Source organism: Aliiroseovarius sediminis, assembly GCF_022678485.1.
GTDB lineage: Bacteria > Pseudomonadota > Alphaproteobacteria > Rhodobacterales > Rhodobacteraceae > Aliiroseovarius > Aliiroseovarius sediminis.
Window position 1 is genome coordinate 1 of sequence record NZ_JALBYP010000022.1, and the last position, 16,173, is coordinate 16,173.

The following is a 16,173-nucleotide window of genomic DNA, read 5'->3' on the forward strand; positions in this document are numbered from 1 at the left end:
GGTGGATTCACAAACGAAGTGCAAATTCTGTATTCAAACAGAGGTTTGCATGGAGATTGATGAATGGGAAGCCACTACTCTCACCTGACGTTCGAAGAGCGCCGCAAGATCGACAAATGGCATGACGCAAAAATGCCGGTTCCCGAAATTGCGGACCGGCTGGGCCGCGCACCGTCGTCGATCTACCGCGAACTGAAGCGCAATTACTATGACGACAAAGAAATCCCGGAGTTGAACGGCTACTACTCGGTGACCGCGCAACGCCTCTCCGAAGAGCGCCGTGCCGTCCACCGCAAGCTGATCGTGAACCCCGAGCTGAAAGCCGCCGTCGAAGACCGCCTCAAGGCCGGTTGGTCCCCCGAACAGATCGCCGGTCGCATGCGCCTGGAGCGCCATCCGGTCCGTGTCAGCCACGAGACGATCTACCGTTTCGCCTACTCGAAGGACGGCCGCGAAGAACAGTTCTATCGCCACCTCCCAGAGCATCGCAGACGCCGCCGACCGCGAGGGTATCGGCGACACAACCGAACCCACATCTTCGACAGCCAAAGCCTGTCACACAGGCCCGAACGTGTCTCCGAGCGCACCGAGTTCGGCCACTGGGAGTGCGATCTGATGATGTTCCGCAAGGAACACGGCAAGATCAACGTCACCTCCCTGGTCGAGCGCGTCAGCCGCTACACGGTGGTGATGCGAAACGAGGACCGCCAGTCCAAACCGATCATGGAAGCCCTGATCCAGGGCCTCGCGCCTCTGCCCGCGGATGCGCGCCAGTCGATTACCTTCGACCGAGGCACCGAGTTCTCGGCCTGGCGCAAGCTGAAAGACGGGATCGGCGCGGACAGCTGGTTCTGCGATCCGCAGGCGCCGTGGCAGAAAGGTACGGTCGAGAATACCAACAACAGGTTGCGAAAGTACCTGCCCCGCTCGACCGATCCGACGGCGTTGACAAATCGATATTTGAGGTCGATTTGCCACCGCCTCAATTCCACGCCGCGCAAATGCCTTGGCTATAGAACGCCTGCAGAGGTCTTTGAAAGCGAGCTGCTGGCAATTAGCAATGGGATAGAATAGAAACGATATCAGATAGTTGCACTTCGCCGTGAGTTCACACAGAAAACCCCCACAAGATTGTCCCGACCGACGCCAAGCAGGCCCTTCGCCGTTCCGTCGCGCAATACACTAATCTGTTGGAGCGTGGGCAGTCCTAAACAGCGACTATGGAACTTTAGTGTGATGTCATGCGTTGAGTTATGAGGCACCCACCGCCGCGGAGGTTCTATTATGTCGGATTTACGCCGCAACATCCTTACCAAACCTATTCACAAATGGGCTCGAAAAGTTATGCCTAGCCTTAGCCAGACCGAGGCCGAAGCATTGCAAGCGGGTGACATCTGGTGGGAGGCCGAGTTGTTTTCCGGCAACCCCAACTGGTCGAAACTCGCAGCTGTCGCCGAACCACAATTGACGGAAGAAGAACGCACTTTCCTTGGAGGGCCGTGCCGTGAACTCTGCGCCCTGATAGACGATTGGAAAATCAACCACGAAGCCGCTGACCTGCCACCCGAAGCTTGGGCTTTTCTGCGTCAGCATAAATTCTTTGGCATGATTATCGACAAAAAACATGGTGGGCTGGGCTTCTCGGCCTATGCCCATTCCGAAGTCGTGCGGTTTTTGTCCACCCGTTCCGTTGCGGCCGCCGTAACCGTGATGGTCCCCAATTCGCTTGGACCGGGTGAGCTTTTGCATATGTTCGGGACCGATGACCAGAAAGAACACTGGCTACCCCGTCTTGCGGATGGCCGCGAATTGCCCGCCTTTGGCCTGACCAGCGCCGAGGCTGGGTCTGACGCGGCGGCCATGAAAGATGACGGCGTGATCGAAAAGGGCCAATGGCAAGGCGAGGAAGTGCTGGGCATCCGGCTGAACTGGGCCAAGCGGTATATCACCTTGTCGCCCGTCTGCACCGTACTGGGCCTTGCCTTCAAACTGCGCGACCCCCACGGGCATCTGGGCGATGTGGAAGACATCGGCATCACCTGCGCCTTGATCCCCACCGATCTTGCGGGGGTAGATATAGGGCGGCGTCATATTCCGTCGTCCACAATGTTTATGAACGGGCCGACAACAGGCACGGACGTGTTTATTCCTTTGGATCACATCATCGGCGGGCCGGAATATGCCGGGCGTGGCTGGATGATGTTGATGAGCGCGCTGGCCGCCGGGCGCGGCATTTCGCTGCCGTCAATGGGCTGTGCCGCCATCGCCCTGTCGGCGCATACCACCGGTGCATATTCGCGCATCCGGGAACAGTTCAACCTGCCCATCGGTATGTTTGGCGGGGTTCAAGTGCGTTTGGGGCGGCTCGCCGCTGACGCGTATTCTATGGATGCAGCCCGCCGCCTGACCTGCGCCGGCCTTGACGAAGGCCATGCGCTTTCGATCATCTCGGCGATAATGAAAGCGCACGCCACGTTCCGTATGCGCGATGCGATTAACGACGCGATGGACGTGCATTCCGGCAAAGCGGTTATCGACGGACCTTCCAATTATTTGTTGCCGCTTTATCGCGCGGTGCCCATCGGCATCACGGTCGAGGGGGCCAATATCGTCACCCGTAGCCTGATTATCTTCGGGCAAGGCGCGATCCGGGCGCATCCTCATATGTTGGACAACGTTCAGGCCCTGTCCGAAGCCGACGACAGCAAAAGTCTTGAAAAGTTCGATCGCAGTTTCTGGGCGCATGTCAGCCATACGACCAAGACGATGGGGCGTGCCATTGGGCGGGCATGGACGGGCGGATACTTCGCCCCAGCCCCGAAAGCAGGCAAGATGACCTGGGCCTATCGCCAGTTGGCGCGTTGGTCCGCAGCCTATGCGCTGACCGCCGATTTTGCGTTCCTGACGATGGGTGGCGCCCTGAAGCGGAACGAGATGATTTCGGCGCGCATGGGCGATATCTTGTCTGAAATGTATATCCTTTCCGCCACCCTCAAACGTTGGCAGGATGAAGGGCAGCAACAGGCCGACCTGCCCGTGGTGGAATACACCGCCGCACGCGGTATCCAACGTATTCAGTTGGCGCTGGACGAGGTACTTGACGCATTCCCTGCGCGGTGGGCCGCATGGCTTTTACGGGCGATCACACTGCCCGGTGGTCGCGCGCGCGGGCCATCCGACAAGCTTATCAAGGAGTGTGCAGACCTGATCTATGAACCCTCAGACACCCGTGACCGTATCACGGGACGGGTCTTTGAAGGATGTGCGCGGGATGGCATCATAGATCTGAACAAGGCTTACGCTGCCGTGATCGACTGTGCGCCTTTGATGAAAAAACTGCGCGAGGCGAAGTTGACACCCGAAAGCGGGCTGGAGGCCGGCGTTATCTCGGACGCCGACGCCACCCGGATCGCAGAGATGCAGGCACTGGTCGACAAGGTGATCGCCGTTGATGAATACACGCCGAAAGAACTAGCTGCCCTTTACCCCGAACTGAAGGTGCCGACCAAGCATCAGGAGGCTGCAGAATGACCCGTCCCGTTTATCTTGTCGATGGGGCCCGCACGCCCTTTTTGAAGGCCGAAGGCAAACCCGGCCCTTTCACACCTGTCGATCTTGCGGTGCAATGTGGGCGCCCGCTGCTTTTGCGTCAAATGTTTGATCCGCGCGCACTTGATCTGGTGATCCTTGGCTGCGTCAACGTGATCGCGGACGAAATGAACCCGGCGCGCGTGGCCGCCTTGCGGCTGGGATTAGGGGCCGAGATGGTCGCGTTCACCATGCAGATCAATTGCGGATCAGGGATGCAGTCAATTGATACCGCCTATCGCTATATCCGTGACGGCAGCCACGACATGATCCTAGCAGGTGGGGCCGAGGCGTTAAGCCACGCGCCCCTGACCCTTCGCCAAGACGCGGTGGAATGGTTTGGCGGCATGGCGCAAGCCAAGGGGCCCGTGGCGCAGGCCAAAGCGTTGACCGGGCTGCGTCCGGATTTTTTCAAGCCCGTTATCGGGCTGGAACGCGGTCTGACCGACCCGATCACCACACTGAACATGGGACAAACAGCCGAGGTGCTGGCGCACCATTTCGACATCGACCGCAAGACGGCGGATGCCTATGCGATGGAAAGCCATCTGCGGCTTGCCAAAGCGCAAGAAGAAGGCTGGCTGACGGACGAGGTCATGCCAGCCTTTGACAATGACGGCACCGTTTATGACCACGACAACGGCGTGCGCCCTGACAGCAATATGGAAGGGCTTGCCAAGCCGAAACCGGCGTTTGAACGCCCTCATGGCAAGGTCACGGCGGGCAATTCCAGCCAGATCACCGATGGCGCGTCCTGGGTCATCGTTGCGTCCGAGGACGCGGTGGAAAAGCACGGGCTGACACCGTTGGCGCGGATTGTGGACAGCGAATGGGCGGCACTGGACCCAAAGATTATGGGGCTTGGCCCGGTTCTGGCCTCGACCCCGCTTGCGCGGCGCAACGGGATGGATTTGGACGATGTAGGGCTGTGGGAACTGAACGAAGCGTTCGCCGCGCAGGTTCTGGCCTGTCTTGCCGCTTGGCAGCATGACGAGTTCTGCCGCGAGGTTCTGGGGCTGGACGGCGCGTTCGGGCGGATTGACCGTGACCGGCTTAACGTTGATGGCGGCGCAATTTCCTTGGGCCATCCGGTGGGCACCAGTGGCAACCGGATCGTGCTACATTTGGCGAACGCGATGCGAAGGCTTGACCGCAAGACGGGTATCGCGACCGAATGTATCGGTGGCGGACTGGGCGGTGCAATGATGTTGGAGGCTGTGTGATGATCGGACCTGTTCTGCGCCATATGGGCGAAACGAAACTCGAACTTGGCCCAGCGACCCAAGCCGCCCACCCTTGGCGACGGGGCGAAGATAACGGCGTCGTCTGGCTGGTTCTGGATTGCGAGGGCAGTTCAGTCAATACCATCGCGCGCGCCGAAATCGAAGGGCTGGCGACCGAATTGGATCGGCTGGAACAACAGCCCCCCAAAGGTGTCGTGATCCGTTCGGCCAAACCTGCGGGTTTCGCCGTCGGAGCCGATATCAAACAATTCGACGACATGGCACGCGACGGTGCCACCGATATGTTGCGTCAGGGCCATGCGGTGCTTGACCGGCTTGAAGCGCTGCCCTGCCCCACCATCGCCGTGGTGCATGGGCCCGCCATTGGGGCTGGTCTGGAAATCGCGCTTGCCTGTGAACGGCGCATTGCCGTGCCAGGGGCCAGTTTCGGCGCGCCCGAGGTGAAACTGGGCCTGCATCCCGGCCTTGGCGCAACCTTCCGCTTGCCTGCGCTGATCGACCCACTAGAGGCAATGACGCTGATGCTGACCGGCAAAACGGCGCATACGAAGAAAGCCAAATCACTTGGCATCGTGGACGAGATTGTGCGCGAACGCCATATCGCCGCTGCGGTCCATGCAATGCTTGAGCACGAGGCCGACCGCAGCCTTGGTGTCAAGGCGCGGGCTTTGAAATACGGTGGGCGCAGCCTCGCCGCCCGCCAAATGCGCAATGAGACCGAAAAACAGGCGCCAAAAGAACACTACCCCGCGCCCTATCGACTGATCGACAATTGGGAACAGCACGGGGACGACCGCGACGCGATGCAGCAGGCGGAAATCGACAGTTTCACCGAGTTACTGGATACGGACACCTCAAAAAACCTCCGCCGGGTGTTTTTCCTGCGCCAGCGCCTGAAGGATGGACCACGCGGCGCAGATGACATCGCCCATGTTCACGTGATCGGTGCCGGTGCAATGGGGGCCGAGATCGCGGCTTGGGCTGCGGTGAAAGGCAAACGCGTCACCTTGGGGGATGTCGACACCGCCCCACTGGGGCAGGCTGTGGCACAGACCCGTAAGATTGCCGAAGGCGCGCACCTGTCGGATATCGAAATCCGCGATGCTCTTGACCGGATGGTGCCCGACCCCCGCGGATACGGCGTTGCCCATGCCGATCTGGTGATCGAAGCGGGACCGGAAAAGGTTGAGACCAAGCGCAAAATCTATGACAGTGTTGCGGCGCAAATAAAGCCCGGTGCGATCCTTGCGAGCAACACATCCTCGTTGTCGCTGGACGATTTGAAGACGGCCGCTCCCGACATCAAACGTTTCGCGGGACTGCATTTCTTTAACCCCGTGTCAAAAATGCAGTTGGTCGAGGTCGTCCGACACAACGGCACCGACAAAGAAACCATAACCCGCCTTGCCGCGTTCTGCGGGGGCATTGATCGGTTGCCGGTGCAGGTGCGCGATTATCCCGGCTTCCTCGTCAATCGCGCACTGACCCCATATTTACTTGAGGCAATGGTACTGATGGACGAAGGCATCGCGAAAGAGGTCATCGACACCGCCGCCATTCGCTTCGGGATGCCGATGGGACCTGTCGCGCTGGCCGATCAGGTCGGTCTTGATATCGGGCTGCATGTGGGCGACAGCCTGAAGGCGGCTTTGGACAAACCTCTGGCGAAGATCAGCGATGATTTGCGCAAGAAAGTTGATAAAGGCGAGCTTGGTAAAAAGACCGGGCGCGGGTTCTATGACTGGTCACAAGGCACACCGCGACCGGATGCGTCGCTGGATGATGCGCCAGATGATCTGACGGACCGGCTTATCCTTCCCATGCTGGACGCATGTATCGAGTGTTTGCGCAAGGATATCGTGGGCAGCGCGGACGAAGTCGACGGCGCGATGATTTTTGCCACTGGCTTCCCTCCGTTTCGCGGCGGCCCGATGCATTACGCACGCCAGCGCGGCACAGAAGATATCACGGCCCGGTTGAAGAATCTGGCCGACCGGCACGGTCCACGCTTTGCCCCTGATCGCGGTTGGTCAAACATTTGATGCAGAAGCGGTGATGGACAGATGCGGCTGCGCGGGCACGAAGGCCGACTGCATTGCGGCCCTGATCGCCGTCGCAAACCCGCCGCACCCTGACGAAGTTCAGGCGATCAAACGCATGGGCTGGACAACGGGCGGCGGGCTGACGGCGTGGGCCTTTCGCGATGCACTACGCATAATCGCGAAGGATCGGTGATATCGCGCATTTCATCAATGACGCGCCTTTAGGTCAGGTGGTTATGTGCAAGGCTTTGGCATTGACGAACTCTTTCATGCCGAAGCCACCATGCTCTCGGCCATAGCCAGATTGTTTCACACCTCCGAATGGCATGTTGGGTGTCGCAAGGCCAAATCCATTGATGAACACCATGCCCGTATCGAAATGGTCAGCTGCAAGTTTTTTGGCCCGGTTCACATCACCCGAGAAAATACCGCCGCCCAGACCATATTTACTGTCATTCGCAACGCGCATCGCATCGTCAGTATCCTTGGCTCGGATCAATGCGGCCACGGGACCGAACAATTCATCATCATAAGCCGGCTGGCCCGGCGCGACGTTGGCCAGAACGGTTGCCGGATAAAAGTACCCATCACCGTCAGGGATCGTTCCGCCGCAGAGAATACGCGCGCCTTTCCCCACGCTTTCCTTAACCTGCCTGTGTAGATCATCGCGCAGATCATTGCGGGCCATCGGCCCCATATCCACACCGTTTTTCATGGGATCACCGAACCGGGCGTTTTGCATCGCGTTGACGAAGGCTTTGCAAAATTCATCGTAGATTTCATCTACAACGATGAAACGTTTCGCTGCGATACAGGTTTCACCATTGTTATAGATGCGCCCTTGAACGCACATTTTTACCGCTTGATCCAAATCCGCGTCCCCAAGCACGATATAGGCGTCGTTCGACCCCAGTTCGAGCACGGTCTTCTTCAACATTTTCCCTGCGCGTTCGGCAACAACGGCACCCGCAGCGGGGCTTCCGGTCAGGGTCACGCCCCGCACAAGATCATTGTCTATGACCGCATTTGATTGGTCATGCGAGATGACCAACACTTTAAAAAGATGTTCAGGGAGTCCGGCCTCGCGATAAAGCTTTTCCAGCATTTTGCCGCTGCCGGTGACCGAACTGGCGTGCTTCAAAAGGACGCCGTTCCCGGCCATCAGATTAGCGATGGAATACCGGATGACCTGATAGGCGGGAAAGTTCCACGGCTGAATTCCATAGACGACACCGATCGGGGAATAAACGATTTGACCCTCACCCCCATCCGGCAACGCCCGTTCTTCCGGGGCCAATGCATCCGGGCCGTTCTGCGCGGTCCAGTCGCAAATGGCGGTGCAAAGCTCTATCTCCTGCTGGCTCTGAGATAGGAGTTTGCCCATCTCAGCGGTCATCAACTGGGCCAGTTCATCACTGTTTTCACGAAGCTTTTCACCGATGGCTTTGATGACTTTGGCGCGTTCGGAATGGTCTTTGTGCCGCCACATTAGAAACGCCTCGTGACAGGCCTCGATGGCTGACGTCATCTGATCGTCCGACATCAGGGGATAGGTCTGCAAGGCTTCGCCGGTTGCGGGATTGATTGTTTGGATACCATTGGTCATGTGAAAAGCCTCCCTCGGTTCATCGAATTTAAGGTAAACGCGTCAGGTGTCCGCAAAGTTCCGAGCGAACGACGGCAACGTTTATCCATTTCATCAATCCGCCTCCTCATCCTCTTCGACATAATCCGGCAATCCATCACGCGAGGTTGAAGCGAAATCTTCCAGTTCCTCCTCGCTCATCGTGTCGTACATGTCTTTCGACGCACCTTGCAGGTCAGACACGTTCGTCTCGCCCCTCTTGGCGGACAGCGCCGCACCTGCGGCTTTCTGTTGGGCTTTGGATTTGGCTGGCATGGTCTTTCCTTTCAAATCTGCGTTGCACTCGCTTTAAAAACGATGAATGCGGACGAAAGGTTCCCGCAGGGCGGTCGGCTTTGTTAGATTTCTCTGGTCAGAGCCCTGGCTTATAACGACGCAGCCGCCCGGCTTGCCTGATCGTAATGACCTGACAATGCGCGCAAATTGCGGGCAAGTTCGCGCATTTCGGTGCCTGACAGGTCGGTAGAGGCCAGCCCGTCCAGCAGGCATTGGCGGCGCACGTCGCGGTAGGCTTTACAAAGAGACACGCCTTCCGGGGATGTGCTGTAAAATACCTCTTTCCCGCGCTTCTCGGTCATCAGAAGGCCGGCTTTCAGCAGTTTGCGCAGGGCATAGTTGACGTTGTGGCTGTCTTCGATGTTCAGCAGAAAGCAGATGTCGGACAGACGCTTATCGCGGGCGCGGTGGTTGACGTTGTGCAGGATAAGGATGTCGAGAGGGCTGAGTTCGGACTGCCCTGCAGCGGCCATACAGCGGGTCGTCCAACGCGAGAACGCGTTGAAGGCGATGATCATACCAAATTCCAATTCGGACAGCTCCCACCCCTCGCCTTCTGCCAAGTGGCGCGAGGACACGATCCGCCGGTTGTCAGTGCTGTGTTCGGTCATGATCTCTGCCATCTATGTTTATAAAACCCCGACGTTTCACCTATGTTGTGTCATGATGATTGTGTGATTTCAACAATCACTAATCCTTCACATCCATCGTGACCATTATTAGCGAAACGTTGACATTTTACAAACGTTATGACAAACGTCACGCAGAAACATGGATTCTGGGAGGATTAAAAATGTTTGTATCGCGTTACTTGGGCGGGGCGGTTGCCGCCTTGGCTGGACTTGCTGTTCAGGTGCAGGCCGAAACATGGGATATGCCAACGCCATATCCCGATGCGACATTCCATACCGTCAATATCAACGAATTCGCAAAGGACGTATCCGCCGCCACCGATGGCAATCTTGAAATCAAGGTTCATTCGGCCGGGTCGCTATTCAAACACCCCGAGATCAGCAAAGCGGTGCGCAGCGGGCAGGTTCCGATCGGCGAGTTTTTCCTGTCACTGCTAGCCAACGACAATGCCGTATTCGGGGCGGACTCTATGCCGTTTTTGGCCACCAACTATGAAGACGCCGAACGTCTTTGGGCCGCGCAAAAAGACGTAATAGACGGACTTTTGGATGAGCAGGGACTGATGGCACTTTATGCTGTGGCGTGGCCGCCACAGGGTCTTTATACAACGAAAGAAATTGCGTCCGTTGACGATCTGGCCGGTCTCAAGTTCCGCACCTACAATGCCACGTTGGAAGAGTTTGCGAACCTGTCAGGCGCCGCCCCCACGCAGGTCGAGGTGCCGGATATTCCGCAGGCTTTCAGCACCGGCCGTGTCGAGGCGATGATCACCTCACCTTCCACAGGTGTAAACTCCAAGGCATGGGATTTCCTGTCGCACTACACCAATATTCAGGCGTGGCTTCCGAAGAACATCGTTGTGGTCAACAAGCGGTCTTTCCGCAGGCTGGACGATGCCACACAAACCGCCGTGCTTGACGCCGCCGCCGCGGCTGAGGCGCGCGGGTGGGACATGAGCCGTGCGGAAACCGAAGCACAGACTGCTGTGCTGGCCGAAAACGGGATCACCGTGGTCGAGCCGTCAGACGAACTGATGACCGGCTTGCGCGAGATCGGGGCGCAAATGCTGGAAAGCTGGAAGACTGATGCCGGCGAAACCGGCGAGGCGCTGCTGAACGCCTATCAGCAATAAGCCCAAGCAAACGGCCGGGCGCGATCCAGCGCCCGGCCACACAGCTTTGAAAGGGACAGCCATGCGGCGTGGTCTTGATTTCATCTATCGTGCGGCGGGCGGATTGGCGGCGGTTTTCATACTTGCCATCGTCGTGTTGGTTTTCACACAGGTCTGTCTGAACTTGGCCGACAAGATCGCTGCCGGTTTGTTTGACAAAAGTATCGGGCTAACGATCCCTTCCTACGCGGATTTCACGGGGTTCTTTCTTGCCGCCTCGACCTTCCTTGCGCTGGCTTACACATTGCGTGCAGGCGGGCATATTAGGGTTACATTGCTGACCAACCGCCTGCCCGCGCGTCCGCGTCGGAAGGTCGATATCTTCGTGGTCCTAATTGCCTTGGCGATGAGCGCATATGCCACCTGGTATGTGATTCTGCTGGTGGGTGAATCCATCGAATTCGGGGATCGCAGTTCGGGCATGGTTTCAGTTCCTTTATGGTTGCCGCAGCTTCCCTTGGCTCTGGGCCTATCCATTCTTACACTTGCGCTTGCCGATGAACTGGTCGGCCTTCTTCGCGGGCACCGCGCCACGTGGGAAGACAAGGGCGAAAACCTACTAAGCGAATAGGATACCGCCCATGTCAGTTGCCGCATTGTCCATCATACTGATGATCCTGTTGTTCGGCTTTCTTGGGGCCGGTCTGTGGGTGGCGTTTTCGCTGCTGGGCGTGGGAATTGCGGCGATGGCGCTGTTTTCCGACGCGCCCTTGGGGCTTGTCATGGCAACAACGATGTGGGGGCACAGCAATTCCTGGGCGCTGGCGGCGCTGCCCCTGTTCATCTGGATGGGCGAAATCCTGTTCCGATCACGGTTGAGCGAGGATATGTTCGCAGGTCTATCGCCATGGATGAACCGGTTGCCCGGCCAGCTTCTGCACGTCAACGTGTTTGCCTGCGGGATATTTGCGGCTGTATCGGGGTCGTCTGCGGCAACGGCGGCCACGATCGGCAAACTGTCCATCCCCGAACTGTCGCGGCGCGGCTATCCCGAACGGCTTGTCATCGGCACGCTTGCAGGATCGGCCACGCTGGGCCTTTTGATCCCGCCATCCATCATCCTGATCGTCTATGGCGTGGCGACCGAACAATCCATCGCGCGGCTGTTCATCGCGGGCATTCTGCCCGGCGTGCTTCTGGTGTCTCTGTTCGTCGGCTACGTTGTAATCTGGGCGCTGCTCAATCGTGACAGCCTGCCGATGGAGGATATCAGCGCAACGTTTCGTGAAAAACTGCACCGATCGCGGCGGCTGTTGCCGGTGGTCTTGCTGATCGCGGGTGTCATCGGCTCGATCTATGCCGGGATCGCGTCGCCGACCGACGCTGCTGCCGTGGGTGTCGTGCTGGCGCTGGTTCTGTCGTGGAGCTCGGGCACCTTGACCCGCGAAAGCTTTATGGGCGGGCTGATGGGGGCAACGGTCACGTCCTGCATGATCGCCTTCATTCTGGCGGGCGCGTCGTTCCTGACCGTCGCGATGGGCTTCACCGGCATCCCCCGCATTCTGGCCGAATGGATCGGATCACTGGGCCTGTCCACCTTCACGCTTCTGGCGGCGCTGACCGTGTTCTTCGTGATCATGGGCTGCTTTCTGGACGGGATCTCGGTCGTGGTGCTGACCGCCTCGGTCATCATGCCGATGGTGTTGCAGGCCGGGATCGACCCGCTCTGGTTCGGCATCTTTCTGGTGATCGTGGTCGAGATGAGCCAGATCACCCCGCCCGTGGGGTTCAACCTGTTTGTCCTGCAATCGCTGACGGGTCGCGATATTCTGACGGTCGCCCGCGCCGCCCTGCCCTTCTTCTTCCTGATGGTCTTGGCGCTTGTGATCATCGTGGTGTTCCCCGCGATCGTCACCTTCCTGCCAGAGCAGATGTGACCGTGACCCAAGGCCCCTCAGATGGTTTTCCCGTAATCCGCACCGCCGGGGTCGACGGAATGCTCGTCACCTTTGGCAACACCCTGACAGAGCCCGCCAACCGCGCGGCGCTGGCCTTTCGCGAGGCGGTTGAAGCCGCCACATGGGACGGGGTCGAGGAAACGTCCTCCTCGCTCTTGTCCACTTATCTGCGGTTTGACCCCCTGCATCTGAGCCACGACACCTTGATGGCACAATTGGAGGCGCTCGTGCAGCGTCAGGACTGGTATGCCGCCGATCTGCCCGCGGGCCGCCGCCTGTGGCGCATCCCGACCGTCTTCGGCACGTCCTTGGCGCCCGAACTGAGGCAAGCCGCACAAGCCGCGGGGATGAGCGAAGAGGACGCGATCACATCACTGTCCGAGGCGCGCGTCAGGGTCCAAACCATCGGTTTTGCCCCCGGCCAGCCCTATCTGGGCGAACTGCCCGAAGCGTGGGACATCCCGCGCCAAAGCCAACTGTCTGACCGCATTCCCGAAGGGGCTTTGGCGGTCGCGATCCGCCAGCTTGTGCTGTTTTCCGTGTCCACGCCGACCGGATGGCAGCATGTGGGGCAGACGGCGATCCGGCTGTTTCAACCAGAGACCGACGAGCCGTTTCTGCTGCGTCCGGGCGACGAGGTGCAGTTCGTGCCCACCGACCCCGAAACGCTCGACACCATGCGCCGCGATCCCCACGGCGGTGCCACGAACGAGCGGCTGCCATGACCGCGCATCTGAAGATCCTCCGCGCGGGGCCGGGCATGACGGTGCAGGATCTGGGGCGCCCCGGTTATCTGGATGTCGGCCTGTCACGCGGCGGGGCCGCCGACCGCCTGGCCTTGCATGAAGGCGCCGCGCTTCTGGGCCAGCCCGCCAACCTTGCCGCCATCGAGATGGCCGGCGCTGGCGGCGAGCTCAAAGCGACCCAAGATACCCGCATCGCCCTGACCGGCGCCCCGATGCGGGTGACGCTGGATGGGGCCAAACTGGCGTGGAATGCCTCGCACCTTCTGCCTGCCGGTGCGCGGCTGTCCATCGGGTCAATGCTTGGCGGCAGTTACGGCTATCTGCATATCGGTGGCGGTGTCACGGGAAGCCATTGCCTTGGTGCGGAATCGGCTCATCTTTCGGCAGGGATCGGCGCGCGCTTGTCCGATGGCGACACGCTAACGATCGGTCCCGATGACGGGACGCAGGTCGGTATGACCCTGCCGCCCGACGACCGGTTTGGCGGCGGCACGGTCCGCATCGTCGCCAGCTTCCAGAGCCACCTGTTCGCCGATGGGGAACTGGCGCGGCTGCAAGCCACTGCCCTGCGCCGCGATGCCCGCGCCAACCGCATGGGCGTACGGCTGGAACCCGACGGCGACGGGTTTCACGTGGAAGGCGGGCGCAACGTGATTTCCGAGGTCATCGTGCCCGGCGACATTCAGATCACTGGCGACGGCACCCCTTTTGTTCTGATATCGGAATGTCAGACCACGGGCGGCTATCCGCGGATCGGAACCGTTCTGCCCTGCGATCTGCCGCGTGTGGCGCAGACACCGGCAGGTGCGACGCTTCAATTTCGCTGGGTCGGGATCAAGGATGCTGTTGAAATGGAGCGCGCGGACGCCAAGATGCGCGCCGCTCTGCGCGGGCGCCGCCACCCACTTATCCGCGACCCGCACAAGATGCCCGACCTGCTGAGCTATCAACTGATCAGCGGCGTCGTCGCGGGCGACGAGGACGAGATGTAAGGAGAAGACAATGGCACAATCTGTGGACCTGAACGCCGATATGGGCGAAAGCTTCGGCGCGTGGAAGATGGGCGATGACGCGGCCCTTCTGGACATCGTGACATCGGCCAACATCGCCTGCGGATTTCACGCGGGCGACTGGGACGTGATGGCCCAGACGATGAAGAACGCGGTTGCAAAAGGTGTCGGCATCGGCGCACATCCAGGCTTCCCCGATCTGCACGGTTTCGGTCGCCAGCGCATGACTATCGCGCGCAGCTCGTTGCAGAATATCGTGCGGTATCAGTTGGGTGCGGCACAGGCGATGGCGCGCGCCACCGGGGGCGAGGTGCGTCACCTGAAATTGCATGGTGCGCTCTCGAACATGGCGTCCGAGGATGAGGACATGGCAAAAGCCTGTTACGACGCCGCGTTGTCCGTGGCGCCGGACATCATCATCATGGTGCTGGCAGGCACCGCCCAGCATCGGGCCGTGAAGGCCCTGGGCTGCCGTGCCGCGTGCGAGGTGTTCGCCGACCGCGCCTATAATGACGACGCGACGTTGGTTGACCGAAGCCAGCCCGGCGCCGTCATCCACGACCCGGAACGCGCGGGCAAACGCATGGCCCAGATGGTGCGCGAAGGGGCGATCATCACCGAAAGCGGCACAAGGATTTCCACACGCATCGACACGATCTGCCTGCACGGCGACACGCCGACTGCCGTCAGCATCGCCGCCGAAGTGCGGCGCGCCTTGCAGGATGGCGGTGTCACTCTGGCCCAGTTCAAAGGGGCATCTGTTTGATGAACAAATATCGCCCGTCGCCGCGTCGCCCTAACGGTCCCAGATCATGCCGCCCAAACGGGGGTCGTCCGCGAACGCGTCACGCCCAAATTCCAGCCCCAACCGGGGGTGGTCCCTGACCGCCTGCGCGCCGTTTGCACTGATGCGGATATGCCAGCTTTGGCGTTGTTGAGGCGCGCGATCCTTGAATGCCGAACAGGTCAGAACGGCCAGGTTCGCACGGGCATCAGAGTCGCGAACTGATGTGAAGCGGATCAATTCCACCCCTGTTTCGCGGGCGGTGTCGGCAAGGGTCTGACAGGCCGCATAGTCTATCAACTGCATCCAATCCGCGCTGGACCCGGCCAATCGCCCCGTTGTCAGGTCCAACCCCCGCTCGGTTTCGACATCGACCGAAAACGCGGTGTAGTCCGCTGGCGCATCCGGGAACACGGTCGCCGGGCTTTCGGCGTAGAACAAGAAGCGATAAAACACCATTTCCGCAACCGCCGTCTCCGGGTGCTCGGCCCCATACCAGACGCCGGGCGTCCACCCTGCCCTGCGAAACCGCGAGCCATGCGGGTATGGCCGATATCGGAACGGGGTATAGAGCAAGTAATCCAGCCCACGGCAGTCGTCGGGCATCGGGGGTTTTGTGTCCTCAAGGATATCTTCCAGCAGGGCTTGTTCGTCCAGCGTATCGACCAGCCCAAGGGTGGCGACGACGTGCTGAGCCTCGACCAGTCGCCAAGCGGCGCAGTCGATGGCCCGATGTTCAGATCGGAGCGCGTCTGGCGTCCAGATATGCGGCAACATCTGTCAATCCTTGCACAGAAATCATGCGGTCGATGGGGCGAGCGTGCAGGGCGGTGTTTTCTGCAACGATCCAACTGCGCGCGGCGGCGTCATCCCCGCCGACGATCGCATCAAGCGACCGGAACACGCGCACCAGCAAAGCCGCCAGTTCGAAAGCCTTGGTGTGTTCCGTCAGCGTGATCTCGCCCCGTTTCATGCGCGACACTTGCGCCTCGGACACGCCGATCACGTCGGACAGATATTTACCCGACAGTCCAAGACGCGCGGCGGCCCGCGTCACCGCCTTGGTCAACACCACACCCCGGTCAGGCGCTGTTGCTTCCAGTTGAGCATTTCCCATGAAATCACCCTTTCTGCAG

At 59.8% G+C, this 16,173-nt stretch carries 16 protein-coding genes; 11 read left to right on the forward strand and 5 right to left on the reverse strand.

The window, feature by feature from the left end; genetic code table 11:
- The first annotated feature begins 63 nt into the window (after nucleotides 1–63).
- The 5 genes from MN186_RS04510 (at nucleotide 64) to MN186_RS04530 (ending at nucleotide 7,067) form a co-directional block, all read left to right on the forward strand.
- Nucleotides 64–1,074: an IS30 family transposase gene (locus MN186_RS04510; RefSeq protein ID WP_242111182.1), complete on the forward strand. Its 1,011-nt coding sequence runs from the start codon at nucleotides 64–66 to the stop codon at nucleotides 1,072–1,074.
- Nucleotides 1,075–1,284: 210 nt separating this feature from the next.
- Nucleotides 1,285–3,531, forward strand: coding sequence for an acyl-CoA dehydrogenase (locus tag MN186_RS04515; protein ID WP_255743772.1), 2,247 nt, complete (start codon nucleotides 1,285–1,287; stop codon nucleotides 3,529–3,531).
- Nucleotides 3,528–4,811 carry an acetyl-CoA C-acetyltransferase gene (locus tag MN186_RS04520; RefSeq protein WP_242112769.1) on the forward strand — a complete coding sequence of 428 codons (1,284 nt, stop codon included), beginning with the start codon at nucleotides 3,528–3,530 and terminating at the stop codon, nucleotides 4,809–4,811. The genes MN186_RS04515 and MN186_RS04520 overlap by 4 nt, the downstream gene beginning before the upstream one ends.
- Entirely contained in the window at nucleotides 4,811–6,874 is a 2,064-nt protein-coding gene (locus MN186_RS04525) for a 3-hydroxyacyl-CoA dehydrogenase NAD-binding domain-containing protein (protein ID WP_242112771.1), read from the forward strand. The genes MN186_RS04520 and MN186_RS04525 overlap by 1 nt, the downstream gene beginning before the upstream one ends.
- Before the next feature lie 13 nt (nucleotides 6,875–6,887).
- Nucleotides 6,888–7,067 (forward strand): hypothetical protein, encoded by a 180-nt coding sequence (locus tag MN186_RS04530; RefSeq protein WP_242112773.1) that lies wholly within the window; start codon nucleotides 6,888–6,890, stop codon nucleotides 7,065–7,067.
- 33 nt (nucleotides 7,068–7,100) lie between these two features.
- On the opposite strand, the gene MN186_RS04535 is transcribed toward MN186_RS04530, so the two are convergent.
- The 3 genes from MN186_RS04535 to MN186_RS04545 all read right to left on the reverse strand — a co-directional run bounded on the left by MN186_RS04535 (nucleotide 7,101) and on the right by MN186_RS04545 (nucleotide 9,418).
- Nucleotides 7,101–8,480: an NAD-dependent succinate-semialdehyde dehydrogenase gene (locus MN186_RS04535; protein WP_242112782.1), complete on the reverse strand. Its 1,380-nt coding sequence runs from the start codon at nucleotides 8,478–8,480 to the stop codon at nucleotides 7,101–7,103.
- A 93-nt stretch (nucleotides 8,481–8,573) separates the two neighbouring features.
- Nucleotides 8,574–8,774: a DUF3008 family protein gene (locus MN186_RS04540; protein ID WP_242112791.1), complete on the reverse strand. Its 201-nt coding sequence runs from the start codon at nucleotides 8,772–8,774 to the stop codon at nucleotides 8,574–8,576.
- 110 nt (nucleotides 8,775–8,884) lie between these two features.
- Complete coding sequence (locus MN186_RS04545; RefSeq protein ID WP_242112800.1) at nucleotides 8,885–9,418, reverse strand: winged helix DNA-binding protein; 534 nt, start codon at nucleotides 9,416–9,418, stop codon at nucleotides 8,885–8,887.
- Nucleotides 9,419–9,588: 170 nt separating this feature from the next.
- On the opposite strand from MN186_RS04545, the gene MN186_RS04550 reads away from it, so the two are divergent.
- The 6 genes from MN186_RS04550 to MN186_RS04575 all read left to right on the forward strand — a co-directional run bounded on the left by MN186_RS04550 (nucleotide 9,589) and on the right by MN186_RS04575 (nucleotide 15,019).
- A complete protein-coding gene (locus MN186_RS04550; RefSeq protein WP_242112802.1) occupies nucleotides 9,589–10,560 on the forward strand; it encodes a TRAP transporter substrate-binding protein in 972 nt (323 codons plus the stop codon).
- 61 nt (nucleotides 10,561–10,621) lie between these two features.
- Nucleotides 10,622–11,170 carry a TRAP transporter small permease gene (locus MN186_RS04555; RefSeq protein WP_242112804.1) on the forward strand — a complete coding sequence of 183 codons (549 nt, stop codon included), beginning with the start codon at nucleotides 10,622–10,624 and terminating at the stop codon, nucleotides 11,168–11,170.
- A 10-nt stretch (nucleotides 11,171–11,180) separates the two neighbouring features.
- A complete protein-coding gene (locus MN186_RS04560) occupies nucleotides 11,181–12,476 on the forward strand; it encodes a TRAP transporter large permease (protein ID WP_242112806.1) in 1,296 nt (431 codons plus the stop codon).
- 2 nt (nucleotides 12,477–12,478) lie between these two features.
- The gene (locus MN186_RS04565; RefSeq protein ID WP_289069586.1) at nucleotides 12,479–13,222 is read left to right on the forward strand and encodes a 5-oxoprolinase subunit B family protein; all 744 of its coding nucleotides are present in this window, start codon (nucleotides 12,479–12,481) and stop codon (nucleotides 13,220–13,222) included.
- Nucleotides 13,219–14,235 (forward strand): 5-oxoprolinase subunit C family protein, encoded by a 1,017-nt coding sequence (locus MN186_RS04570; protein ID WP_242112808.1) that lies wholly within the window; start codon nucleotides 13,219–13,221, stop codon nucleotides 14,233–14,235. The genes MN186_RS04565 and MN186_RS04570 overlap by 4 nt, the downstream gene beginning before the upstream one ends.
- A gap of 10 nt (nucleotides 14,236–14,245) precedes the next feature.
- Nucleotides 14,246–15,019 carry a LamB/YcsF family protein gene (locus tag MN186_RS04575; RefSeq protein WP_242112809.1) on the forward strand — a complete coding sequence of 258 codons (774 nt, stop codon included), beginning with the start codon at nucleotides 14,246–14,248 and terminating at the stop codon, nucleotides 15,017–15,019.
- 30 nt (nucleotides 15,020–15,049) lie between these two features.
- Here MN186_RS04575 and MN186_RS04580 read toward each other — a convergent pair whose 3' ends face one another.
- Nucleotides 15,050–15,814, reverse strand: coding sequence for an RES family NAD+ phosphorylase (locus MN186_RS04580; protein WP_242112811.1), 765 nt, complete (start codon nucleotides 15,812–15,814; stop codon nucleotides 15,050–15,052).
- Nucleotides 15,774–16,154, reverse strand: a complete 381-nt coding sequence (locus tag MN186_RS04585; RefSeq protein WP_242112820.1) for an MbcA/ParS/Xre antitoxin family protein — start codon at nucleotides 16,152–16,154, stop codon at nucleotides 15,774–15,776. Before MN186_RS04585 ends, MN186_RS04580 begins: the two co-directional genes overlap by 41 nt.
- Between the last annotated feature and the right edge of the window lie 19 nt (nucleotides 16,155–16,173).